17 protein-coding genes are annotated in these 23,188 nt (G+C 72.6%); 11 read left to right on the plus strand and 6 right to left on the minus strand.

Features of this window, described 5'->3' with window-relative positions; genetic code table 11:
* The first annotated feature begins 73 nt into the window (after window positions 1–73).
* From AC3X7Z_RS07585 to AC3X7Z_RS07595, 3 genes are all read left to right on the plus strand, one after another.
* The gene (locus AC3X7Z_RS07585; protein WP_489975523.1) at window positions 74–6,256 is read left to right on the plus strand and encodes a ThuA domain-containing protein; all 6,183 of its coding nucleotides are present in this window, start codon (window positions 74–76) and stop codon (window positions 6,254–6,256) included.
* An 89-nt stretch (window positions 6,257–6,345) separates the two neighbouring features.
* Window positions 6,346–7,173 carry a CoA transferase subunit A gene (locus AC3X7Z_RS07590; RefSeq protein ID WP_489975524.1) on the plus strand — a complete coding sequence of 276 codons (828 nt, stop codon included), beginning with the start codon at window positions 6,346–6,348 and terminating at the stop codon, window positions 7,171–7,173.
* Between the two features lie 6 nt (window positions 7,174–7,179).
* Window positions 7,180–7,860 (plus strand): 3-oxoacid CoA-transferase subunit B, encoded by a 681-nt coding sequence (locus AC3X7Z_RS07595; protein WP_489975525.1) that lies wholly within the window; start codon window positions 7,180–7,182, stop codon window positions 7,858–7,860.
* 18 nt (window positions 7,861–7,878) lie between these two features.
* Here AC3X7Z_RS07595 and AC3X7Z_RS07600 read toward each other — a convergent pair whose 3' ends face one another.
* Window positions 7,879–8,772: a hypothetical protein gene (locus tag AC3X7Z_RS07600; protein WP_489975526.1), complete on the minus strand. Its 894-nt coding sequence runs from the start codon at window positions 8,770–8,772 to the stop codon at window positions 7,879–7,881.
* A 203-nt stretch (window positions 8,773–8,975) separates the two neighbouring features.
* Window positions 8,976–9,365, minus strand: a complete 390-nt coding sequence (locus tag AC3X7Z_RS07605; protein WP_186339927.1) for a VOC family protein — start codon at window positions 9,363–9,365, stop codon at window positions 8,976–8,978.
* A gap of 148 nt (window positions 9,366–9,513) precedes the next feature.
* Between AC3X7Z_RS07605 and AC3X7Z_RS07610 the strand changes: the two genes are divergently transcribed.
* The 7 genes from AC3X7Z_RS07610 (at window position 9,514) to AC3X7Z_RS07640 (ending at window position 16,993) form a co-directional block, all read left to right on the plus strand.
* Entirely contained in the window at window positions 9,514–10,569 is a 1,056-nt protein-coding gene (locus AC3X7Z_RS07610; protein ID WP_489975527.1) for an LLM class flavin-dependent oxidoreductase, read from the plus strand.
* Between the two features lie 124 nt (window positions 10,570–10,693).
* Window positions 10,694–11,746, plus strand: coding sequence for an ABC transporter substrate-binding protein (locus tag AC3X7Z_RS07615; RefSeq protein ID WP_489975528.1), 1,053 nt, complete (start codon window positions 10,694–10,696; stop codon window positions 11,744–11,746).
* The gene (locus AC3X7Z_RS07620) at window positions 11,743–12,579 is read left to right on the plus strand and encodes an ABC transporter permease (RefSeq protein ID WP_489975529.1); all 837 of its coding nucleotides are present in this window, start codon (window positions 11,743–11,745) and stop codon (window positions 12,577–12,579) included. The genes AC3X7Z_RS07615 and AC3X7Z_RS07620 overlap by 4 nt, the downstream gene beginning before the upstream one ends.
* Window positions 12,555–13,346, plus strand: coding sequence for an ABC transporter ATP-binding protein (locus tag AC3X7Z_RS07625; protein ID WP_186339931.1), 792 nt, complete (start codon window positions 12,555–12,557; stop codon window positions 13,344–13,346). The genes AC3X7Z_RS07620 and AC3X7Z_RS07625 overlap by 25 nt, the downstream gene beginning before the upstream one ends.
* On the plus strand, window positions 13,343–14,686 hold the full coding sequence (locus tag AC3X7Z_RS07630) for an LLM class flavin-dependent oxidoreductase (RefSeq protein ID WP_489975530.1): 1,344 nt from the start codon (window positions 13,343–13,345) through the stop codon (window positions 14,684–14,686). Before AC3X7Z_RS07625 ends, AC3X7Z_RS07630 begins: the two co-directional genes overlap by 4 nt.
* Window positions 14,683–15,729 (plus strand): aldo/keto reductase, encoded by a 1,047-nt coding sequence (locus tag AC3X7Z_RS07635; protein WP_489975531.1) that lies wholly within the window; start codon window positions 14,683–14,685, stop codon window positions 15,727–15,729. Before AC3X7Z_RS07630 ends, AC3X7Z_RS07635 begins: the two co-directional genes overlap by 4 nt.
* 106 nt (window positions 15,730–15,835) lie before the next feature.
* Window positions 15,836–16,993, plus strand: coding sequence for a DUF418 domain-containing protein (locus AC3X7Z_RS07640; RefSeq protein WP_186339934.1), 1,158 nt, complete (start codon window positions 15,836–15,838; stop codon window positions 16,991–16,993).
* Here the strand turns inward: AC3X7Z_RS07640 and AC3X7Z_RS07645 are convergent.
* Window positions 16,971–18,374: an MFS transporter gene (locus tag AC3X7Z_RS07645; protein ID WP_489975532.1), complete on the minus strand. Its 1,404-nt coding sequence runs from the start codon at window positions 18,372–18,374 to the stop codon at window positions 16,971–16,973. The two genes, AC3X7Z_RS07640 and AC3X7Z_RS07645, sit on opposite strands and share 23 nt — an antisense overlap.
* An 86-nt stretch (window positions 18,375–18,460) precedes the next feature.
* Here AC3X7Z_RS07645 and AC3X7Z_RS07650 point away from each other — a divergent pair, with 86 nt between their 5' ends.
* On the plus strand, window positions 18,461–19,495 hold the full coding sequence (locus tag AC3X7Z_RS07650) for an LLM class flavin-dependent oxidoreductase (RefSeq protein WP_489975533.1): 1,035 nt from the start codon (window positions 18,461–18,463) through the stop codon (window positions 19,493–19,495).
* 6 nt (window positions 19,496–19,501) lie between these two features.
* Here the strand turns inward: AC3X7Z_RS07650 and AC3X7Z_RS07655 are convergent, their stop codons facing one another.
* The 3 genes from AC3X7Z_RS07655 to AC3X7Z_RS07665 all read right to left on the minus strand — a co-directional run bounded on the left by AC3X7Z_RS07655 (window position 19,502) and on the right by AC3X7Z_RS07665 (window position 23,140).
* A complete protein-coding gene (locus tag AC3X7Z_RS07655) occupies window positions 19,502–19,897 on the minus strand; it encodes a low affinity iron permease family protein (RefSeq protein ID WP_186339936.1) in 396 nt (131 codons plus the stop codon).
* Between the two features lie 82 nt (window positions 19,898–19,979).
* Complete coding sequence (locus AC3X7Z_RS07660; RefSeq protein WP_489975534.1) at window positions 19,980–22,391, minus strand: ABC transporter permease; 2,412 nt, start codon at window positions 22,389–22,391, stop codon at window positions 19,980–19,982.
* Window positions 22,391–23,140, minus strand: coding sequence for an ABC transporter ATP-binding protein (locus AC3X7Z_RS07665; RefSeq protein ID WP_186339938.1), 750 nt, complete (start codon window positions 23,138–23,140; stop codon window positions 22,391–22,393). Before AC3X7Z_RS07665 ends, AC3X7Z_RS07660 begins: the two co-directional genes overlap by 1 nt.
* Window positions 23,141–23,188: the final 48 nt, after the last annotated feature.

Below are 23,188 nucleotides of genomic sequence, written 5' to 3' on the forward strand. Positions count from 1 at the left end.
GTGACCCACATCACAGGCCTGTCCGGCACTGCCACCACGCCCGCCCGCACGCCGCACTCTCGGAGGCCCTGGGATGTCCACCACCACCTCGCGACGGATCGCACGCCGGTCCACCGTCGCCACCGCGCTGACCGCCGTGCTCGCCCTCGTCGGCGGCGTCCTGCTCGGCGTCGTCGCGGCGCTGCCCGCCCAGGCCCACGACGGCCACGGCCACGTGCTGATCTTCACCGAGGACCAGGCGGGGGACTGGCACGACGCCGCCATCGCCCAGGCGACGCCGAAGGTGAAGGCGGCGCTCGAGGCCGAGGGCATGACGGTCACGGTGGTGCACAAGGAGACCGCCGGCGGGTCGGAGGCCGTCTTCACCGACGAGGGCCTCGCGCCCTACGACGCGATCCTCGTCTTCCAGGCCAATGGCGGCCCCTGGAACGCCTCGGAGAAGGCGGCCATGGAGCGCTGGATGGCGCAGGGCAACGGCATCGCGGCGGTGCACAACGCGCTGGACATGCGCGGCAACTACCCCTGGTGGGACGAGATGGTCGGCTCGATGATGCCCGGCCACGCCCCCACCGGCACCGACCCGGGCCCGTCGGGCGTGGTGCGCAACGAGGACACCACCCACCCCTCGACCCGGCACTTCACGGGCACCGACGACGTGACCCGCTGGACCCGCAACGACGAGTGGTACAACTTCAGCAACAACGTGCGCGGCTCCGCCCACGTGCTGCAGTCGATGGACGAGTCGACCTACTCCGGCGGCACCATGGGCTACGACCACCCGATCACCTGGTGCAAGCCCTACGCGGGCGGCCGCTTCTGGGGCACCGCCCTGGGCCACTTCCCGTCCCACTACGACGAGCCGGAGTTCATGGCCGAGCTCGTCGGCGGCGTGAAGTACGTCGCCGGCCTCGAGGAGGGCGACTGCGGCGGCACCGTGTGGAGCAACTTCGAGCGTATCCCGCTCGACCAGAACACCTCCGCGCCCTACGCCATCGACGTCGCCGACAACGGCTTGGTCTTCTACACCGAGCTCGTCCGCGGCCAGCTGCGCATGTACGACCCGGAGACCCAGGCGGTGACCACCGTGCTGTCGCTCCCGGTCTACTCCGGCGGCGAGGACGGCCTGCTCGGCGTCGCGCTCGACCCCGACTTCACGACCAACGGCCACGTCTTCCTCTACCGCTCCGCCGAGTCGCCCGACAACGCCGACCCCGACAACTTCGTCTCCACCGTCTCCCGCTTCACCTTCGAGGGCGGCTCGGTCGACCCCGCCTCGGAGAAGGTGATCATCGAGATCCCTGCCCGCCGCCTGCCCGACGAGCCCGGCCACACCGGCGGCGGCCTCGACATCGACGACGACGGCAACCTCTTCATCGGCGTCGGCGACGACGTCAACCCGCACTCCGAGCCCTCCGGCGGCTACGCCCCGCTCTCCGAGCGCGCCGGCACGTTCCACGACGCCCGTGCGACCTCGGCCAACACCAACGACCTGCGCGGCAAGATCCTGCGCATCAACCCCGTCGACGACCCGGGCGAGCCGGGCGCCGGGTCCAGCTACACCATCCCCGACGGCAACCTGTTCCCCGAGGCCGAGGACGCCGGGCGTGACAAGACGCTGCCCGAGATCTACGCGATGGGCTTCCGCAACCCGTTCCGGTTCTCCGTCGACAGCGAGACGGGCTGGCTGAGCATGGCCGACTACTCGCCCGACAACGGCACGGACGCCCCCGCGACGCGCGGCCCGGCGGGCATCGCGGAGTGGAACCTCATCAAGAGCCCGGGCAACTACGGCTGGCCGCTGTGCATGGGCGGCAACCACCAGGGCCAGAACCCCAACGGCGAGCCCTTCCGCGACGTCGACTACGGCAGCACCACGCCGCTCAACCCGCCGGTCGTCGGCGACTACTTCGACTGCGCCAACCCGGTCAACGACTCGGTGCGCAACACGGGCCTGACCAACCTGCCGCCGGCTCGTGCCGCGGACATGTACTACGGCTACCGCCGCTCGTCGGTCGGCGCCATCCCGCAGGGCGGCGGCCTCGCGCCCATGGGTGGCCCGGTCTACCGCTTCGACGAGGAGCTCGAGTCCGACACCAAGTTCCCGGAGTACTACGACGGCAAGCCCTTCTTCTACGACTGGGCGCGCAACAAGATGTTCTCGATCCAGCTCAAGGACCCCGCGTCCGGCACCCCCGGCACGGAGGTGGAGAAGGTGAACCCGTTCCTGCCCGACGTGCCGTTCCTCGCGCCGATCGACTCCAAGTTCGGCCCCGACGGCTCGATGTACGTCCTGGACTGGGGCGGCGGCTACGGCCGCGACAACCCCACGTCCGGGCTCTACCGCATCGACTACATCAGCGGCTCGCGCTCGCCGGTCGCCCGCATCGACGCCGAGCCCGACTCGGGTCCCGCGCCGCTCGAGGTGAGCTTCGACGGCGGCGACTCCACCGACCCCGAGGGCGAGGAGCTCACCTACGAGTGGGACTTCGACGGCGACGGCACCACCGACGCCACCGGCGTCACCGCCACCCACACCTACACCGAGGAGGGTGTCTTCGACGCCCGCCTGACGGTCACCGACCCGGCCGGCAAGACGGGCACGACGACCTCCCCGATCACGGTCGGCAACACCCGGCCGGTCGTGGAGCTCGAGTCCCCGCCGGATGGCTCGTTCTTCGACTTCGGCGACGAGATCAGCTGGAACGTCGAGGTGACCGACCCCGAGGAGGAGTCGGTCGACCCGCAGGCCGTCGAGGTGCAGCCCGCGCTGGGCCACGACGACCACGCCCACCCGCTGGTCGCGTCACGCGGCCTCACCGGCAGCACCGTGACGAGCATCGGCGGCCACGCCGCCGACGAGAACATCTTCTACGCCATCGACGCGCGCTACACCGACACCGGTGGCGCCGACGGCGACAACCCGCTCCTGGGCTCGGACACCTCGGTGATCTTCCCCAAGCTGCGCCAGGCCGAGTGGTTCGACGCCAAGTCGGACACGGCCACCCTGGCACCGGGCCGTGACGCGGCCGGCGGCGGCCAGGTCGTGGTCGGCAGGGACGGCGCCTGGCTGGAGTTCGAGCCGGTCAGCTTCCACCGCATCGACACCTTCAACCTGCGGGTCCAGGCCAACGCCGCCGGCGGCACCATCGAGCTGCGCAAGGACGGCCCGACCGGTGAGGTGGTCGGCACCGCCGAGGTCCCGGCCACCGGACTGCAGTACCGCGACGTCGCGGTCGACGTGAGCGAGCTCGGCAACGAGACGATGGACCTGTTCCTGGTCTTCACCGGCCCCCACGACATCAAGCTCAACTTCTTCGAGGCCATCGGCCAGGGCAGCTCGCCGACCGCCAAGCCGGTCGTGTCGATCACCGAGCCGGTCGACGGCGACCAGCTCGACCCCGGCACCGAGGTCACCGTGGCCGCCGAGGCGGCCGACGCCGACGGCTCGATCGAGAAGGTCGAGTTCTTCGCGGGGGAGACCAAGATCGGCGAGGACGCCACCGCGCCCTACACCGCCGCGTGGACGACCCCGGCCGAGGAAGGCCTCCACGAGCTCACCGCGCGAGCGACCGACGACGACGGCAACACCACGACCTCCCGCCTGGTGCAGGTGCAGGTGGGTGAGCTCTTCGGCGACCTGGTGCCCTTCAGCAACGTCGACGGCGAGGTCGAGCGCCTCGGCGCCGGGGCCTTCCGCATCTCCGGGGCCGGTGCCAACGCCTGGCAGGGCACCGACCAGTACACGACGCTCTACCAGCCGGCCGGCGGAGACGAGGACTACGACGCCGTCGTGCGCGTCGACGCGAGCACGCTCGTCAACAACTCCGGCAAGGCCGGGCTCATCATCCGCAACGACATGACGCAGCCCGGCACCTCGCCCGGCTACGCCATGCTCGCGTGGCGGCGGGCCAACGGCGTGGAGTTCCTCACCGACCCCGACGGCAACGGCCAGCTCAACGCGTCCGTCGCCGGTGGCACCAGCACGGTCCCGAAGTGGCTCAAGCTCAGCCGCCGCGGCGCCCAGGTGTCGGCGTACTGGTCCAACAACGGCACCGCCTGGACGCAGGTCGGCACCGCCGCGACGCTGGCCGGCATCGGGTCCACCCAGGACGTCGGCATGTTCGTCATGGCCCACGAGTCCGCGGTGCGCACGGCCGACTTCTCGCAGTTCGCCATCGACAGCGACCCGCAGGAGCCGGAGCCGGAGCCCGAGACCCCCGGCGACCCGCTGACCTGCGCCACGGGCCCGGTGAGCGACGAGTTCGACTCCCCGGCGCTGCTTCCCAAGTGGGCGATGCGTCACGCTCCCGGGGCGTCGATCACCCAGGCCGGCGGCTCCCTGCGCCTGCCGGTGACGAGCGGCGACATCAACGAGGACAGTGCCGGGCCGGTGAGCTTCGCGGGCCAGCCCGTGCCCGCCGGTGACTGGACCGCGACCACCAGGCTCACGCTGGAGCACAGCTCGCACTGGCAGTGGGCCGGCCTGGTCGTGCACCAGTCCGACGACGAGTACAACAAGCTCGGCTTCGTGCGCCACCAGAACGGCTCACGGCTGGTGGAGTTCCAATCCGAGACGGGCGGGACCCGCACGACGCCCGCCGCGCCGGTCGTGGCGGACGGCTTCCCGAGCACCATCCACCTGCGGCTGACCAACTCGGGCGGCACGCTCCGCGGGGCGTACTCCGCGGACGGCTCGGCGTGGACCGAGCTCGCCGGCACGCTCTCCCTCAAGTCCGGGGCGGGTGCGCGGATCGGTCTGATGGCCGCGGGCGACCTCGGCACCACCCCGCGTGTCGCACAGGTGGACTGGTTCCGGGTGACCCCGGACCGGGAGGCGGCGAGCGTCGAGGCCGACGACGAGTTCGACGGCACCGCGCTCGACGGCTGCCGCTGGGCGGAGTCGGTGCGCTACAGCTCGGGCACGGCGTCGGTGACCGGCGGCCACCTGGAGATCGAGACGGAGCCGGGCGACATCAACGCCGCCAACCCGGTCTCGCCGCGCAACTTCATCCTGCAGGACGCGCCGGAGGGTGACTGGGTGGCCGAGACCAAGGTCAAGGCCCCGCTCGAGCAGCGCTGGCAGCTCGCCGGACTGCTGATGTACGGCGACGACGACAACTACGCCAAGGCCGACATCGTGGCTTACAACGCGCCCGGCAGCGTGCTCGACCTGCGAGCCGAGCTCGCGGCGGAGAAGGGCGGCAACGGAGTCGGCGGCGGCGACCAGGTCGACCTCCCTGACACCACGGAGAGCGGCTACTGGTGGGTGCAGGTGACCAAGGTCGGCACCCGCTACGCCGCGGCGGTGAAGTCGACCGCGGGTGCGTCGTGGACGCCCATCGGCGACGGCATCACCTACGACGGGCCGCTCAACTCGCTCGGCCTGATGGCGATCGGCCCCGAGCAGGAGGAGCCGGTCACGGTCGGCTTCGACTACTTCCACCTCGCCGCCGGGGAGGACGAGGAGCCGCCCACGGAGGAGCCGACCGACGACAAGGCCCCGGCCACCACCCTCACCTGGCAGCCCGGGAGGGCCGACGGCGAGGCGGGTTGGTTCGTCACCGGGCCGAGCTTCACCCTCGCCGCGACGGACGACGGCTCGGGTGTGGCGTCCACCGAGCACCGCATCGATGGTGGCCCCTGGACGGCGTACGTCGGACCGGTCAAGGTCGCCGACGGCGAGCACACGGTCGGCTACCGCTCGACCGACAAGGCGGGCAACGTCGAGACGGCGCAGTCCACCGCGGTCGCCGTCGACACCGGCGGCCCGCAGGTGACGGTCTCCGGGATCCGGGCACGCACCTACCCGAGCCACAAGACGGCCGACGCGGCGTGGACGGCCACGGACGCGGTGTCGGGCGTACGCAGCGTGCGCGCCACGCTCGACGGCGCGCCCGTCGAGGCCGGTGAGTGGCGGATGTGGACGCTGCCCACGGGCCGCCACACCCTCGTGGTCACGGCAACGGACCGCGCCGGCAACACAGGCTCGCGCACGGTGGTTTTCATCGTCCGGGCCACCGGCGCGTCGTTGAAGAAGGTCGTCAAGGCCGCGGCCGCCGACGGCGACCTCGGCCCCAGGCTCGCCGCCAGGCTGCTCGAGGCCGACAAGGACGCCCGCCGAGCCGAACGGTCGGGCGACCGACGGGCGGCGAGGAAGCAGCTCAAGGCGCTGCGGAAGCTGGTCCGCACCAAGGTGGACGGCGACCTTCGTGCCGTCCTGCTCGCCCAGGTCAAGGAGCGCCTGGCCAAGCGGTGAGGTCGCGCGACCAGCGGTGACACGGCCGGGTCCGGGAAGGGTGCCTCCTTCCCGGACCCGTCCCGTCGTCGGCCGCTAGGGTCTGCGCCATGGACAAAGTGGTCTCTTCCGCGGCCGAGGCGGTCGCTGACATCCCCGACGGGGCGCGGCTGGCGGTGGGCGGGTTCGGTCTCTCGGGCATCCCGTCGGTGCTGATCGAGGCGATCCTCGAGGCGGGCACGAGCGACCTCGAGGCGGTGTCCAACAACTGCGGCGTCGACGAGTGGGGGCTGGGCCGGCTGCTGTTCGCGAAGCGGATCCGGCGGATGATCTCGTCCTACGTGGGGGAGAACAAGGAGTTCGCGCGGCAGTACCTCTCCGGTGAGCTCGAGGTCGAGCTGACCCCGCAGGGCACGCTCGCGGAGCGGATGCGCGCGGGCGGCTCGGGGATCCCGGCGTTCTACACCGCGACCGGTGTCGGCACCCAGGTCGCCGAGGGCGGGCTGCCGTGGAGGTACGACGACTCCGGCAACGTCATCGTGGCCTCGCCGCCGAAGGAGACGAAGGTCTTCGCGACGCCCGAGGGCGACAAGGAGTACGTGCTGGAGGAGGCGATCGTGGCCGACTTCGGGCTGGTGCGGGCCTGGAAGGGCGACCGCCACGGCAACCTGATCTACCGGCAGTCCGCGCGCAACTTCAACCCGCTCGCCGCGATGTGCGGGCGGATCACGATCGCGGAGGTCGAGGAGCTCGTCGAGCCCGGCGAGCTCGACCCCAACGACATCCACACCCCGGGCGTCTACGTGCAGCGGGTGGTCGCACTGACGCCCGAGCAGGCGGCGGACAAGAAGATCGAGAAGGTCACCACGCGCCCGCGGCCCGAGCCGGATCCCGTGCCGGGCTCGGACGACGCGGCGAGCTTCGGACTGGGAGGCTGATCGGCGATGGCAGAGCGCAAGGGCGGGACCCGTGAGCAGATGGCCGCGCGGGCGGCCTCGGAGCTGCAGGACGGCTCGTACGTCAACCTGGGGATCGGGCTGCCGACGCTGGTGCCCAACTACGTCGGCGACGACGTGGAGCTGGTGCTGCAGTCGGAGAACGGCATCCTCGGCGTGGGGGCCTACCCGTTCGAGGGCGAGGAGGACCCCGACCTGATCAACGCGGGCAAGGAGACGGTGACGCTGCGCAAGGGCGCGTCGTTCTTCGACTCCGCGCAGTCGTTCGGGATGATCCGGGGCGGCAAGATCGACGCCGCGATCCTCGGCGCGATGCAGGTCTCCGCCAACGGCGACATCGCCAACTGGATGATCCCCGGCAAGATGGTCAAGGGCATGGGCGGCGCGATGGACCTGGTCCACGGCGCGAAGCGGGTGATCGTGCTGATGGAGCACACCGCCAAGGACGGCTCGCTGAAGATCCTCGACGAGTGCGACCTGCCCTACACCGGCAAGCGGGTCGTGCAGCGGATCATCACCGACCTCGCCGTCATCGACGTGATCGACCCCGCCACCGGCGAGGTCGCCCCCTCCGGCACCCTCGGTGACCGCGCGCTCAGGCTCGTCGAGCTCGCCCCCGGGGTCACCGAGGACGAGGTGCGGGAGAAGACGCAGCCGCCGCTGGTCTGAGGACCGGGTCGACGTCGCTCACTGGCCGGCGCGGTCGGGGCGGTCGCCCGCGAAGTACGTCTCGAGCTCCCGCAGGGTGGCCGGGTCGAGGGCGCGCTCCGGGTCCGCCGCGATCTCGCGCTCGAGGTGCTCGCGCGCGGCGTCGTAGAGCGGCGGGCCGAGGACGTGCGGCAGGTTGTCGACGTACCAGCGCCGGAAGACCCGCGCCCCGACCTGCTGGACGACGTGCGCGACGAGCCCCGGTCTGCCGCGCCGGACCCAGAAGCCGACCGCCCGGCCGAGGACGACGGAGATCCCGAGGGCCGCGCCCATCACGACCAGGGTGCCCACGATCTCGTCGCGAGCGAAGTTGTCCATCAGGGCCAGCAGCCCGCCGTAGTAGACGGGGATGAGCACGTCCACCTCTCCCACCAGCGGACGGACCTGCTCGGCGACCTCGCTGAGCTGCCTCACCGCCTCGAGGTCGGGCTTGGCGTCCCAGGCGTTGTCGACGTGCTCCACGGCCGAGCGGACGTTGTCGTAGGTGCCCCGGATGCCGTCGATCTCGAGGACCGATCGAGCCTCGCCCAGCTGCTCGTAGGTCGACTCGATCGCGCCCAACGTCTCCACGCTGTCGTCCGCCGTCCGCTCGAGCTCGTCCTGCGAGACGGTGTGGTCGTTGAGGTAGGCGATCGCTGACTGGATCTCCTCGCGGTGGTCGACGGCGTAGCTCGCCTGTTCGTACCGCTCCGCCAGGTTGGGCACCGCCCGCACGGCGTCGCCGGCCTTGCCCGCCACCGTCTCCGCGTCGCTCAGCGCGACGCTGAGGGCGGCTCCCGCGCCATAGGCCTTGATGAACATCTCCACGAGCGAGCCGCGCAGCAGCCGCCCGATCTCCAGCCCGCGCCACAGGGGCGGTCGTTCGTCAGGCATGGCGGGATCCTTCGCGTCGTCCTGCGGGGCGCTGATGCCGGCGGAGCGGTCCTCCGCCAGGGGATCGTCTCAAACGTCCTGGCTGGATCCGGCAGAAAGACGCGTGGTGTCGGGCAGGCCGGTCCGAAGAACACCCCCAAGGGGGGTCGTGCCGTGCCTGGCCCCGAGCCGGGAGGCTCAGCCCGGCCGGTGCTGGACCCGCGTCAGGCCTCGCCGCCGGCTCCGGCCGACCAGTCGGGCAGCTGCTGGAGGGCCCAGCCGTTGCCGTCGGGGTCGGTGAAGTGGACGAAGCGCCCCCACGCCAGCTCGTCCACCTCGCTGACCTCGACGCCGCGCTCGAGCAGCTCCGCGCGGGTGGCGTCGGCGTCCGCGACCACCATCTGCAGGTTGTCGAGCGAGCCGGGCTCGAGCCGGGTCAGCCCCTTGCCGACGGCGATCGAGCAGGCCGACCCCGGCGGCGTCAGCTGCACGAAGCGCACCTCGTCGCTGACCGTCTGGTCGTGATCGGCGACGAAGCCGACCTTCACGTAGAACTCCTTGGCCCGGTCGACGTCCGTCACGGGCACCATCACCAGCTCCAGCTTCATGTCCATCGACCGAGGCTAGGACCGCATCAGGTCACCGGCTGACCTCAAGGCCGTCCGATCGCGCCGCAGACACCAGGTGGGCGATCGCCCTCCATGTCGGCCCGCGTGATATCTCTAGTAACTCACTACAGATAATCCTGAAAGGTCGTGCGTGATGGAGTTCCTCTGGTACATCCCCAACCAGGCATCGCCCGGGCACCGGCTCGACGACACGGTCGAGGGCCACAACAGCCTGCAGCGGCTCGCCCACCTCGCCCGGCTCGCCGAGGACCACGGGTGGGGCGGCGCCCTGATCGGCACCGGGTGGAGGCGACCCGACACCTTCACCGTCGCCACCGCCCTGGCTGCGGCGACCACGACCTTCAACCCGCTCATCGCGATCCGGCCGGGCTACTGGACGCCGGCCCACTTCGCCTCGTCCGCCGCCACGCTCGACCGGCTCTCCGGCGGCCGGGTGAAGGTCAACATCGTGAGCGGGCCCGACCACCAGCCGCAGTACGGCGACGACGAGGGCGACCAGGCGCAGCGCTACGCCCGCACGCGCGAGTTCATGCGCCTGGTGCGCCGCTACTGGACCGAGGACGACATCGCCTTCGACGGCGCCCACTATCGCGCCTCGGGCGCCACGCTCGAGCACAAGCCGGTGGCGCGCGAGGGCCGTCCGCACCCCCAGCTCTACTTCGGCGGCGCGTCCGAGGCCGCCCAGCGCACGGCCGCCGCGGAGGCCGACGTGCAGCTCTTCTGGGGCGAGCCCCTCGACGGTGTCGCCGCACGGATCGAGCACCTCCGCGCGCTGAGCGCCGAGCTCGACCGCGACCTGCCCCCGTTGGAGTACGGCCTGCGCATCACCACCCTGGTGCGCGACACCACCGACCAGGCGTGGGCCGACGCGGAGGCCAAGGTCGCCGCCATGGCGCAGGGCCAGCACGAGTGGGTCGCCGACCCGGGCCGCCGGGTCGCCGTCGGCCAGCAGCGCCTCCTCGACCTCGCGGAGCGGGGCGACGTGCTCGACGACTGCCTCTACACCGCTCCCGGTCGCGTGGGCGGTGGCGGCGCGGGCACCACCTGGCTGGTCGGCTCGCCCGACGACGTGGCCAAGGCGCTGCGGCGCTACGCCGACCTCGGCGTCACCCACTTCGTGCTGAGCGACACGCCGTACGAGCAGGAGATCGCGCGCGTCGGCGACGCGCTGCTGCCGCTCCTGCGCTGATCTCCACCCGCGAGCCGGGTCCGCCGAGCGCGGGTGCACGGGAACTCCTGTCACTCCAAAAACAATAAAGTCGAGTTGTTTACAGTACTTTGAAGGTCCGTAGTCCCGAGAAGGAGAATCCCTGATGCCACGACGAGGGCTCACCCGCCCCCTGATCCGAGCGGCCGCGCTGGCCAGCGCCGGCCTCCTGGCCCTCTCCGCCTGCGGAGGCGACCAGGCGGGACCGCGGCTCGAGCTGACCGCCGCCCTCCCCGACGCCCCTGCCGACGACACCGTGCTGCGCGTCGGCGACCCCGCCACGCAGGTCGCCCTCGAGACGTCCGGCCTGATCGACGACCTCGACGTCGAGGTCGAGTGGGCGAACATCACCGGCGGCCCCAAGACCCTGGAGGCGTTCCGCGCCGACGCCATCGACATCGGCTCGGTGGCCGACATCCCGCCGCTCTTCGCCCACTGGACCGGCACCGACGTCCGGATCGTCGCCGCGCGGGAGACCGTCGACCCGATGGAGCACCCGACGTACGAGCTCGGCGTGGCCCCCGGCGTCGACGTGGAGTCGATCGAGGACCTCAAGGGCAAGAAGATCGCCTACAGCCCCGGCCAGGCGCAGGGGGCGCTGGTGCTCAACGTGCTCCGCGCGGCCGGCCTGAGCCAGGACGACGTGGAGTTCGTCGAGATGCAGAGCGTCGACGACGCGTTCTCCGTCGCGCTCGCCGGCAAGCAGGTCGACGTCGCGCCCCTCGGCCAGACCCTGGTCAAGACCTACCTCGCCAAGTACGAGCGCGACGGCGCCACGACGATCCTCCCGGGCGTGCGGGACGACGCGTGGACGCTCTACGCGCCGACCGCCGTGCTCGAGGACGCCGACAAGGCCGCCGCGATCAAGGAGTTCGTCGTCGCCTGGGCGAAGGCGCAGCAGTGGATCTCCGAGCACCCCGACGAGTTCGCCCAGGCCTACTACGTCGACCACGAGGGCCTCGCGCCCGAGGACGCCACGCACGTCGTCGAGGCGCTCGGCGAGTACACGGTGCCCACCGACTGGGACGAGTTCATCGCGCGCCACCAGGAGACCGTCGACACGCTGGTCGAGGCCCAGGGCCAGGAGCCGCTGAAGGTCGAGACCCTCTACGACCGCCGCTACGAGAAGGCCATCGCGGCCGCGCTGGAGGGCTCATGACGACCCTCGCCGCACCCGCCCGCGCACTCGCCGAGGCGGAGGACGTACGCCCGGCCCGGCGGCGGCTCGGCCCGGGCAGGCCGATCCGCTTCGGTGGCCTCATCGGCATCGCCGCGCTCCTGGCGGCCTGGGTGGTGGGGTCCGCGACCGGACTCCTCGACCCGCGCACGCTCACCGAGCCATGGACGGTGCTGGAGACGGCCGGGACGCTCATCGAGAACGGCCGCCTCCAGGAGGGGCTGCTCACCTCGGGCATCAGGGCGTCCCTGGGCCTGGGCCTCGGCGTCGTCGTCGGCACCGTTCTCGCACTGCTGTCGGGCCTGTCCCGGATCGGGGAGTCCCTCGTCGACGGGCCGATCCAGGTCAAGCGCTCCATCCCGACGCTCGCCCTCATCCCGCTGCTGATCCTGTGGCTCGGGATCGGCGAGCCGATGAAGGTCATCACGATCGCCCTCGCGGTGTTCGTGCCCATCTACATCCACACCCACAACGGCCTGCGCACCATCGAGGGCAGGTATGCCGAGCTCGCCGAGACGCTCGGTGTCACGCGCGGTGAGTTCATCCGCCACGTGGTGCTCCCCGGCGCGATGCCCGGCTTCCTGCTCGGCCTGCGCTTCGCGGTGACCTCCTCGCTGCTCGCGCTGGTCGTCGTCGAGGTCATCAACGCCACGAGCGGCATCGGCCACATGATCACGCTCGCGTCCAACTACGGACAGACCGACGTCATCGTCGTCGGCCTGGTCGTCTACGCGATGCTCGGCGTCACCGCCGACGCGATCGTCCGACTGATCGAGAGGAAGGCACTGTCATGGCGTCGCACACTGGCGAGCTGAGCACCCAGCACGAGCAGGCGGTGCGGGTCACGTCCCTGCACCGCAGCTTCAACGAGGCGGGAGGCGTGCTCAACGGCCTCGACCTCGACATCGCCCCGGGCGAGTTCGTGGCGCTGCTGGGTCGCAGCGGGTCGGGCAAGAGCACCCTGCTGCGCGCCCTGGCCGGCCTCGACCGCGACGTCGCCGGCACCGGAGTCATCGAGGTGCCGGAGAAGGTCTCGGTGGTGTTCCAGGACTCCCGACTGCTGCCGTGGAAGCGCGTGCTCGACAACGTCACCCTGGGCCTGCGCGACCGCGACGCCGCCGAGCGCGGCGTCCGGGCGCTCGACGAGGTCGGTCTCGCCGGGCGGGAGAGGGCATGGCCGCACGAGCTCTCCGGCGGCGAGCAGCAGCGCGCCTCCCTGGCCCGCTCGCTGGTCCGCGACCCGCAGCTGCTGCTGGCCGACGAGCCCTTCGGCGCGCTCGACGCGCTGACCCGGATCCGGATGCACACGCTGCTGCGCAAGCTGTGCGAGGTGCACCGCCCGGCCGTCCTGCTGGTGACCCACGACGTCGAGGAGGCGATCGTGCTGGCCGACCGCGTCATCGTGCTGGACGGCGGCGTCGTACGCCACGACGCGCGCGTCGAGCTCGAGGGCCGGCGCTCGCAGGCCGACCCGGCCTTCGCCCGCCTCCGGGCCCGGCTGCTGGCCGAGCTCGGTGTCGAGGACGACCACGACGCCGCACCGGCGCGCCTCGACCGTGCCGTGGACCGGGCGGCGTCATGACCGGCCGGCAGCTCCACCTCAACCTCTTCATCTACCCCGACGGCCACCACGAGGCGGCCTGGCGGCACCCGGACAGCCAGACCGACCGGATCCTCGACATCACCTACTACCAGGAGCTCGCCCAGCGCGCGGAGGCGGCGAAGTTCGACGCCGTCTTCTTCGCCGACGGCCCCTCCCTGGCCGAGAACATCCAGTACGCCGCCCGCTTCCGCCTCGAGCCGATCACCGTGATGACGGCGATCGTGGCCGCGACCGAGCGGATCGGCGTGATCGGCACCGCGTCGACCACCTACACCGAGCCCTACAACCTCGCCCGGCAGTTCTGCGGGCTCGACCACCTCAGCGGTGGCCGCGCCGGCTGGAACATCGTCACGACGGGCGCGGCCGACGCGGCGCTCAACTTCGGCCTCGACGCCCACCCGCTGCACCGCGACCGCTACGAGCGGGCCGAGGAGTACCTCGAGGTCGTGACCAAGCTCTGGGACAGCTGGGAGGACGACGCGGTCGTCGCCGACCGGGAGAGCGGGATCTTCGCCGACCCCGACAAGATCCACCGCATCGACCACGTCGGCAAGCACTTCCGGGTGGCGGGCCCGCTCAACGCGCCCCGCTCGCCGCAGGGCCGGCCGGTCTACGTGCAGGCCGGCTCGTCGGAGGACGGGCGCGCCTTCGCGGCCCGCTGGGCCGAGGCGATCTTCACCGCCCACCAGACGATCGGGTCGGCCCAGGAGTTCTACGCCGACATCAAGCGGCGGGCGCAGGCGCAGGGTCGCGACCCACGGGGGCTCAAGGTGCTGCCGGGCATCAGCCCGTTCATCGGGTCCACGGCGCGGGAGGCCGAGGACCTGCACCAGCAGCTCAACGACCTCACCCAGCCGGAGTACTCGCTCGCGCAGCTCAACCGGCTGACCGGCGTCGACCTCTCGGCGTACGACCTCGACGGTCCGTTCCCGCGGGAGGTGATCGACGCCACCGAGGAGCGCAGCGAGGGCAGCAGGTTCCAGCTGGTGCTCGACATCGTCGAGCGCGAGCAGCCGACGCTCCGCCAGCTCTGCCACCGCCTGGCGGGCGCCCGCGGCCACCGGGTCGTCACCGGCACGCCGGACCAGGTCGCCGACACCATCCAGGACTGGGCGGAGTCGGGAGCCGCCGACGGCTTCAACGTGATGCCGCCGTGGCTGCCGGGCGGCATCGAGGTCTTCATCGACGAGGTCGTGCCGATCCTGCGTGCACGCGGGCTGTTCCGCGAGGAGTACACAGGGAGCACGCTCCGCGAGCACCTCGGCCTCGAGCGGCCGGCCAGCCAGTACACACCCACCTTCGACGAGAGGACCGCATGAGCTTCGACCACTACCGCCCCCTGGGGCGCACCGGCGTCCAGGTCAGTCCGCTGACCCTCGGCGCGATGATGTTCGGCGCGTGGGGCAACCCCGACCACGACGAGTCGATCGCGATCATCCACCGGGCGCTCGACGCCGGCATCAACGTCATCGACACGGCCGACGTCTATGCCCGCGGCGAGTCCGAGGAGATCGTCGGCAAGGCGCTGAAGGCCCGCACGGGCAGCCGCGACGACGTCTTCCTGGCCACCAAGTTCCACGGCACCATGCACGACGAGGACCCCAACCAGGCCGGCAACTCGCGCCGCTGGATCATCCGCGAGGTCGAGCACTCGCTGCGACGCCTGCAGGTCGACCACATCGACCTCTACCAGGTGCACCGGCCGCGGCCCGAGGTCGACGTCGACGAGACCCTCGGTGCCCTGACCGACCTCGTCCGCCAGGGCAAGGTGCGCTACATCGGCACCTCGACGTTCCTGCCCTCCCAGGTCGTGGAGGCGCAGTGGGTGGCGGAGAAGCGCAACCGGGAGCGCCCTGTCACCGAGCAGCCGCCGTACTCGATCCTCGCTCGCGAGGTTGAGCGCGACATCCTGCCGACCGCACAGAAGTACGGCCTCGGCGTGCTCCCCTGGAGCCCGCTCGCGGGCGGCTGGCTCTCGGGTCGCTACCGCCGCGGCGAGGACCCGGCGGTGACGTCGAGCCGGCTGCGCCGCCAGCCCGCGCGCCACGACCCGTCCTCGCCGGAGAACAAGGTCAAGCTCGAGGCGGTCTTCGCGCTGCAGGAGCTCGCCGACGAGGCGGGGCTGTCGCTGATCCACCTCGCCCTCGGCTTCGTGCTCGCGCACCCGGGGGTGTCCTCGGCCATCATCGGCCCGCGGACCCTCGAGCAGCTCGAGTCGCAGCTCGGCGTGGAGAAGGTCGTGCTGCCGTCCGACGTGCTCGACCGGATCGACGAGATCGTCCCGCCCGGCACCACGCTCAACGAGGCAGACCGGGGTTACGCACCGCCGGCCCTCGTCGAGGCGGCGCTCCGGCGCCGCTGATCGCGCGCGCCGCCCGGCCCCGAGGGGAGGGCCGGGCGGCGGGTCGCGGGGGAGCCGGCGACGGCAGGTGTTCCAATAATGGAGCAGTCACTCTAGTATCCCGAGCGTGACTGTCGCTGCCGGACCCGTCGACCAGGCGTCGCGGTCGCTGGGACCGGACCTCGCGCGCGGCGTCATGCTGCTCGCGATCGCACTGGCCAATTCGCACTACTTCCTCGAGGGGTCGTCGTACCTCGGCGGCTACCCGCTCGACCAGGGTCCGCTCGACCGGGCGGTCGCGTGGGCGACCACGACGTTCGTCGATGGTCGGGCCTTCCCGATGTTCGGCCTGCTCTTCGGCTACGGCGTCAGCCAGATCGTGCGGCGGCAGGGCGACGCCAGGCCCCGGGACGTACGTCGCCTGCTCTGGCGCCGCGCCGGCGTCCTGGTCTGCGTCGGGTTCCTGCACGCGGTGCTGCTCTTCGTGGGCGACATCCTCGCCGCCTACGGGGTGCTCCTCCTGGTCGGTGCCTGGGCCGTGCGGTGGAAGGACGGATGGCTGCTCGGCGTCGCAGCCGCCTTCCTCGTGCTCGTCGCGCTGCCCGACGACGGCGCCCTGGGGGACGCCACCGGGGGGCCGGACGTCGCAACGATGCTGCCGACCGGCCTCGTCACGATGGTGGTCGACCGCGCCACCGCGTCGGGCTTCATCGCCCTTCTGGGACCGGTCGGCTTCGCGTGCCCCTTCCTGGTCGGCCTGTGGGCCGGCCGCCGCCGGTTGCTCGAGCCGCCGTCGCCCGAGGCGCGGGCCAGGCGGGCCCGTGGCCTCCTCGTCGTCGGCCTGACGGGTGTTGCCGCGGCCGTCGTCGGCGCCCAGCCGCTCGCCCTGCTCCAGCTCGACGGCCGGGTGCCGGGCGGTGCCACCGTCTCCGGGCCGGCCGCGCTCCACGACGCGACCGGGGTCCTGGGCGGCTTCGGCTATGCGGCGCTGATCGCGCTGGTCGCGCTGCGCCTCGAGGAGACCGGGCGCGCGCAGGGGAGGACGGTGCTGGCCCTGCAGGCCGTCGGCCAACGGTCCATGACGTGCTACCTCGCGCAGTCGGTGGTGTGGACGCTGGCCTTCACTCCTGTGCTGCTCGGGCTCTCCGACGACCTGACCATCGCCGCCAACGCGGTGCTCGCCGTCCTCACCTGGCTGCTCACGGTGGCGCTCGCCGACTGGATGCGCCGGACCGGCAGGCGCGGACCGTTCGAGGTGCTCGTCAGGCAGGTGACCTACCGCTGACCTCCGGACGCGCCGCGGCCCGGGCACCGACCACCACCCCGAGCACGCCGATGACGACCGCGAGGGCGTAGACCACCGAGAAGGGATCGACGTCGGCGCGCACCGCAGCGGCGTAGGCGATGCCGCTCACCGACAGCGCCAGCGCGGCGCCCAGCGAGTCGGCGACGGTGAGGGCCGAGGAGTTGAAGCCACGGTCCTCGTCGGTGGCCGAGGCGAGCATCGCCACGCCCGTGCGGGGATAGGCGAAGCCCATGCCTATGCTGGCGAGGACGTAGGCCGCGATGGGAGCCGGCGCCGGGACGCCCGTGCCCCGGGAGCGGAGCCAGACGAGGGCCGCGATGCCCGCGACACCGAGCAGCACGACGCTCGTGCCGAACCGGAACGCGGCGCCGTGCGAGACGCGCTCACCCAGGCGCGAGGAGACCTGGCTGGACGCCGCCCACACCACGCCGACGAGGGTCAGGGCGATGCCGGCCTGGCCGGGAGTGAGGTCCCACCGCTCCTGGAGGACGTAGACGATGTAGGCCTCGGCGCAGAAGAACGAGGCGGCGAGCAGGCCGCGGGTGGCGATCACCGCCGGCAGGCCGCGCCCGCCGGTGAGCGTTCCCGCGGGCAGCAGCGGGCGGACGCCGACGACGACCAGCACGAACGCGAGCGCCGCGGCCACCAGGGTGGCACCGGTCCCGGAGCCGAGCAGCTCGAGCGCGAGCACCGCTGCGGCGGCGAGCACCGCCCAGCCGAGGCGGGACAGGGACGCCGCGCCCGGCTCCGCGGGGGCGGGCTGCCGCCGGGCGGTGGGGGTCACCAGGACCGCCGACACCGCGACCAGGAACACGATCCCCAGGAAGACCCACCGCCAGCCGACCGCGTGCGCGACGAACGCGGCCACCCCGGGTCCGAACAGGGCCGGCAGGACCCATGCGGCGGCGAAGGCGGCGAAGATGGCGCCGCGGAGCCGGGCGGGGTAGACCAGCCCGACCAGCACGTAGGCCACGACGATCATCGCGCCGCTGCCCAGCCCCTGCACGATGCGCCCCACGACGAAGAGCTCCATCGCCGGTGCCGTCCCGCACACGAGGAGGCCGAGCGAGAAGGTCACCAGCGAGGCCAGCAGCGGCTGGAACGGACCGCGGCGGTCGGCCCACATGCCCGCAGCCACCATGCCGACGACGCCGCTGGCGAAGGGGGCGGCGAACGCGAGGGCGTAGTAGTCAAAGCCGTCGAGGCTGCGCGCGACGGTCGGCATCACGGTGGTCACCGCCATCGCCTCGAAGGCGGCGAACGCGATGAGGGAGAACAGGCCGACCGTCGTGGCGACGTAGGCCGGGGAGAGGATCCGCTCGCGCGGCTCGTCGGTGCCCGGCGTGGTGCTGGTGCTCACTCGGTGACGGTAGGGCCTGCCGTGCACACGAGGTCAACCGGGTTGTGCTCCGGAATAATCGCGGCGTCGCGGACGCTGCGCCGACAGTGACTGCTCTCTCCGTGCTCGACCTCGTGCCCGTCCGCAGCGACCAGACCACCGGTGACGCCATCGCCGCCTCGCGCGACCTCGTCCGCGTCGCCGACGACCTCGGCTACCGCCGCTACTGGGTCGCCGAGCACCACAACATGCCGGCCGTCGCCGCCACCAACCCGCCCGTCCTCATCGCGATGCTCGCCTCCGCGACCGAGCGCATCCGGGTCGGCTCGGGCGGCGTGATGCTGCCCAACCACGCGCCGTTGGTCGTCGCCGAGCAGTTCGCCCTGCTCGAGGCCGCCTTCCCCGGCCGCATCGACCTGGGCATCGGCCGGGCCCCCGGCACCGACCCGCTCACCAGGTACGTCCTGCGCGGCGGGAGCGCGGAGTCCGCCGACGAGGCGGTCACCAAGTTCCCCGACTACGTCGAGGACATCCGCACCCTGATGACCACCGAGGGCGTGGAGCTCCAGGTCGGCCCGCGCCGCCAGCCGCTCCGCGCGACCCCCGCGGCCCGCACGCTGGCCGACATGTGGCTGCTCGGCTCGAGCGACTACTCGGCCCGCCTGGCCGCCGAGAAGGGCCTGCCCTACGTCTTCGCGCACCACTTCTCGGGGGAGGGCACGGGCGTGGCGCTCGACCTCTACCGCTCGTCCTACCGCCCGTCGCCGGAGTATCCCGAGCCCCGCACGTTCCTGACCGTCAACGCCGTCGTGGCCGAGACCGAGGAGGAGGCGCGCCGCCGCGCGCTGCCCAACGTGCAGCAGATGATCGCGCTGCGCACCGGCGCCCCCCTGCACGCCCAGCGGCTCGTCGAGGAGGCCGAGGCGGTCGAGCTGACGCCCGACCAGCGCGCGCTCGCCGAGGCGATGGCGCGGCGTTGGATCGTCGGCGCCCCCGAGCAGGCGCGCGCCCGGATCGAGGAGCTCGCCCAGGAGTTCGGCGTCGACGAGGTGATGGTGCACCCGGTCGCGGGCGCCGCGGCCGGCACCGACGTACGCACCTCGCCGGCGCGCGAGGAGACGCTGCGGCTGCTCGTCGGCTGAGGGCCCTCAGTGCCGCTTCTCGAGCCCGACCGCCTCGCGCAGGTCCTCGACCGCGCCACGGAGACCGGGGTCGTCGGCGGCGCGTGAGTCCATCAGCGCGGCCATCGCCTCGGCGATCACGTTGAGCTTCTCCTGCATGGCCTCGGTGTTGCGACGCCCGGCGTTCTCCAACAGCACGAGCAGCAGCAGTGAGAGGACCGCACCGAAGGTGTGGATCGCCAGCTCCCACTTGGTGGTGCTCGACCAGAACGGATAGCTCGCCGCCCAGATCACCACGACCGCCACGACGACGGCGAAGAACGGCGCCCGGCTGATGGCCCTGGTCGACAGCTCGACGAACCGCTCGAAGGGGTCGAGCCCGTCGTGCTGCTTGCGGCTCTCCGCCGCCTCGGTGCGCTCCATGGACGGAACCTAGCGGGTCGGATCGGCCCCGGACCCCTCCCCCGAGGAGGTCCGGGGCCGCCGTCCTGCCCGACGCTCGCGCTCAGTCGAGCGCGAGGCCCGCGGCAGGGGTCACCCGCGCGGCCCGGCGTGCGGGCACGACGCAGGCGGCCAGCCCGGCGAGGGCCGCGACCAGCGCGACGGCTCCGAGCTGCCACACCGGGACGGTGAACCCGGCGCCGTCGACGACCCCGGCCACCATGACCTGCACCCCGACCCAGGCGAAGGCCAGGCCGATCGCGAGGCCCATCAGCGTCGCCACCGAGGACAGGAGCAGGCCCTCGGCCGCCATCGCGCGGCGCAGCTGCTCGCGCGTGAGTCCCATCGCCCGCAGCAGCGCGTTCTCCCGGCCGCGCTCGAGCACCGACAACCCCAGCGTGTTGGCGATCCCGACCAGCGCGATGAGGATCGCCACGGCCATCAGGCCGACGACGGCACCGGTGAGGATGTCGACCTGGAGGTAGACCCAGCTGCGCTCGGTCCAGCCGCCGCCCAGGTCGGCGTCCGCCGCCCCGGCCAGCACCGCGAGGTCGCCCGACAGCTCATCCGCGTCGGCGCCGTCCGCGGCCCTGGCCCACACCGCCATCGCTCGCGCGTCGGGGTCGAGCGCTGCGAGCGTGGTGGCGGACACCAGGCCCGAGCGTCCCCAGCCGCTGTCGGTCCGCACCTCGAGGGTGTGCTCGCGGCCGCCGACCGTGACGGTCGCCTCCCCCTGCCCGGCGCGCTCGGACAGCCGTGCCGGAAGCTCCGCGACCACGCTGTGGGGCAGGAGCAGCACACCGTCGTCGGGCACCAGGTCGGCGGACCCGCGCACGACCCGGGTGCCGTCGTCCGCTGCGAGGAGGGTGAGCGCCACCTGTCCGATGGTGGCCGTGGTGCCGTCCAGCGCGACGGCTTCGGCGACCCCATCGGTGGCCGCGACCCGGTCGACGAGCGAGCCGTCCAGCGGCTCGTCGACCGCGGTGATGCTGGAGTCCAGCGGGTGCGAGTCGTCCATGTCCTGGTCGATCGCGGTGCGCGAGGAGGCCAGCCCCGTGAGGATCGCGGTCGTCAGGGTCACCCCGACGAGGAGCGAGGCGGCCGTGGTCGCCGTACGCCGCGGGTTGCGCACCGCGTTGCCGGTGGCGAGCCGGCGCACCGGGCCCCCGCCCGGCAGGGCGCCGGTGAGGCGGATCAGTCGCGGCACCAGCACCGGGCCGAGGAGGAGCACACCGACGAAGGCGAGCACGCCGCCGGCGAGCATCACCGGCACCGACTTCGTGGCGATCGCCGCCGCCAGCAGGACCCCGCCGGCCCCGATGCCGAGAGCGGCGAGGGCCAGGCGCCAGCGTCCGGCGGCCGACCGCACGTCCACGCCGGTGGCAGGTCGCAGGGCGGCGAGCGGGGCGACCCTCACGGCCGCGCGCGTCGGCAGCCAGGCGGCACCGAGCGTCACCAGGGTCCCCACCGCGAAGGCCGTGGCGGTCCAGACGGGGTCGAGGGCGGCCGGGCCCATGTCGGTGAACCAACGCCGCACCAGCACGACGAGGCCGGCCCCGGCGAGCGTCCCGACGGCGACGCCGATCGCCGATGCGGCCACCCCCAGGACGAGGGCCTCGAGCCGGATCGCGCCTCGCAGCTGCCGGCGGGTGACGCCGACGCAGCGCAGCAGCGCGAAGTCGCGCATGCGCTGCGCGAAGAGGATGGCGAAGGTGTTGGTGATCACCAGCACGCCGACGAACAGCGCGATCGCGACGAACAGCAGCGCCATGATCGCGATGACGTCGACACCGCGGGTGATCTCGGCCTGGCGGGCGGCCGTCCAGTCGGACGAGGACGCGACCGTGGCGTCGGGAGCCACCTCGCGGGCCAGGTCCGCCGGGCCGTCCCACCCGACCGCGTCGATCCACAGCGTGTCCTCGAACCGCCGGAGGTCCTGCCACGGCACGTAGAGCGCGGCGCCGAGCGCCGCGGGGCTGTCCACCAGACCGACGATCTCGACGTCCGTCGCGGCAGACCCGCTGCCGATGCGGACCACGTCGCCGATGGCCATGCCCGCGGCCTTGCTCCGGTTGACGTCCGCCAGCGCCTCGCCGGCCTCCGCGGGGAACCGTCCGTCCTCGAGCTGCTGCCACTGCACGCGCGGGTCGAGGGACGCCTCCGCGATGTCCGCCGACGCCGCGAGCTGGACGCCGTCGCGCGCGACGGGCTCCATGGCGTAGCCGAGCGTCAGGACCGCGAAGCCGCCCTCGGCCGCGGCGTCCACGAGCCCGTTCACCTCGTCGGTGTCGTAGGTCGACACGACCCGGTCGACGCCCGCGACGGGCGCTCCGGTGTCCTCGGTCAGCCCGGACCGGGTGGCTCCGGTGAGCATCCCGATCACCACGATGAAGGCGACGCCGATGACGACGGCGAGCGACGCGGCGACGTACCTGCGGGTGTGGTGGCGCATCGACGCCAGGATCACGGTGCGCATCAGGCGCCCTTCCCGCGCAGTGCGGCGACCAGCTCGTCCTGGCCGGGGTCGGTGAGGTGGGCGGTGAGCGCGCCGTCGTGGATGACCACCACGTCGTCGGCGTAGGCCGCCGCGTCGAGCTCGTGGGTCACCAGGACGACCGTCATGCCGAGCTCGCGGACCGAGCGGCGCAGGTGATCGAGCACCTCGGCGCTGGCCTCGCTGTCGAGGTTGCCGGTGGGCTCGTCGGCGAAGACGATGGCAGGCTGGGTGACCAGGGCCCGAGCGATCGCGACGCGCTGCTGCTGGCCGCCGGAGAGCTGGCTGGGCAGGTGCCCGAGGCGGTCGGCGAGGCCGAGGACGCCGACGACCTGGTCGTAGCGGTCGCGGTCGACGTCCCGGCCGGCGAGCTCGAGCGGGAGGACGATGTTCTGCCCGGCGGTGAGCATCGGCAGCAGGTTGAACGCCTGGAAGACGAAGCCGATGTGCTCGCGGCGGAAGAGGGTCAGGGCGGTGTCGTCGAGCCCGGCGAGGTCGCGTCCCGCGACGCTCACCGTGCCGCTCGTCGCGGCGTCGAGTCCGGCCAGGCAGTGCATCAGGGTCGACTTGCCGGAGCCGCTGGGGCCCATGATCGCGGTGAAGCGCCCGGCGGGCAGGTCGAGGTCGACGCCGCGCAGGGCGTGCACGGCGCTGTCGCCGGCTCCGTAGGTGCGGGTCAGCCCGCGGGCGCTCGCCGCCGTGCGGGTGGTCAGGTCGGGTGTCGTCGTCATGGGGACAACGCTCGTCGTTCGCGGCCCCCGAGTCGTCGGTCCCCGGCA

Source organism: Nocardioides sp. Z24_21, from assembly GCF_058134345.1.

Bases quoted from the DNA above. Each gene is read 5' to 3' on its own strand.
- AC3X7Z_RS07630 (WP_489975530.1), top strand. From the start codon at position 13,343: ATGACCGGCCGGCAGCTCCACCTCAACCTCTTCATCTACCCCGACGGC.
- AC3X7Z_RS07635 (WP_489975531.1), top strand. From the start codon at position 14,683: ATGAGCTTCGACCACTACCGCCCCCTGGGGCGCACCGGCGTCCAGGTC.
- AC3X7Z_RS07600 (WP_489975526.1), bottom strand. From the start codon at position 8,772: ATGCCTGACGAACGACCGCCCCTGTGGCGCGGGCTGGAGATCGGGCGG.
- AC3X7Z_RS07665 (WP_186339938.1), bottom strand. From the start codon at position 23,140: ATGACGACGACACCCGACCTGACCACCCGCACGGCGGCGAGCGCCCGC.
- AC3X7Z_RS07610 (WP_489975527.1), top strand. From the start codon at position 9,514: ATGGAGTTCCTCTGGTACATCCCCAACCAGGCATCGCCCGGGCACCGG.
- AC3X7Z_RS07625 (WP_186339931.1), top strand. From the start codon at position 12,555: ATGGCGTCGCACACTGGCGAGCTGAGCACCCAGCACGAGCAGGCGGTG.
- AC3X7Z_RS07615 (WP_489975528.1), top strand. From the start codon at position 10,694: ATGCCACGACGAGGGCTCACCCGCCCCCTGATCCGAGCGGCCGCGCTG.
- AC3X7Z_RS07655 (WP_186339936.1), bottom strand. From the start codon at position 19,897: ATGGAGCGCACCGAGGCGGCGGAGAGCCGCAAGCAGCACGACGGGCTC.
- AC3X7Z_RS07585 (WP_489975523.1), top strand. From the start codon at position 74: ATGTCCACCACCACCTCGCGACGGATCGCACGCCGGTCCACCGTCGCC.
- AC3X7Z_RS07590 (WP_489975524.1), top strand. From the start codon at position 6,346: ATGGACAAAGTGGTCTCTTCCGCGGCCGAGGCGGTCGCTGACATCCCC.
- AC3X7Z_RS07605 (WP_186339927.1), bottom strand. From the start codon at position 9,365: ATGGACATGAAGCTGGAGCTGGTGATGGTGCCCGTGACGGACGTCGAC.
- AC3X7Z_RS07620 (WP_489975529.1), top strand. From the start codon at position 11,743: ATGACGACCCTCGCCGCACCCGCCCGCGCACTCGCCGAGGCGGAGGAC.
- AC3X7Z_RS07595 (WP_489975525.1), top strand. From the start codon at position 7,180: ATGGCAGAGCGCAAGGGCGGGACCCGTGAGCAGATGGCCGCGCGGGCG.
- AC3X7Z_RS07660 (WP_489975534.1), bottom strand. From the start codon at position 22,391: ATGCGCACCGTGATCCTGGCGTCGATGCGCCACCACACCCGCAGGTAC.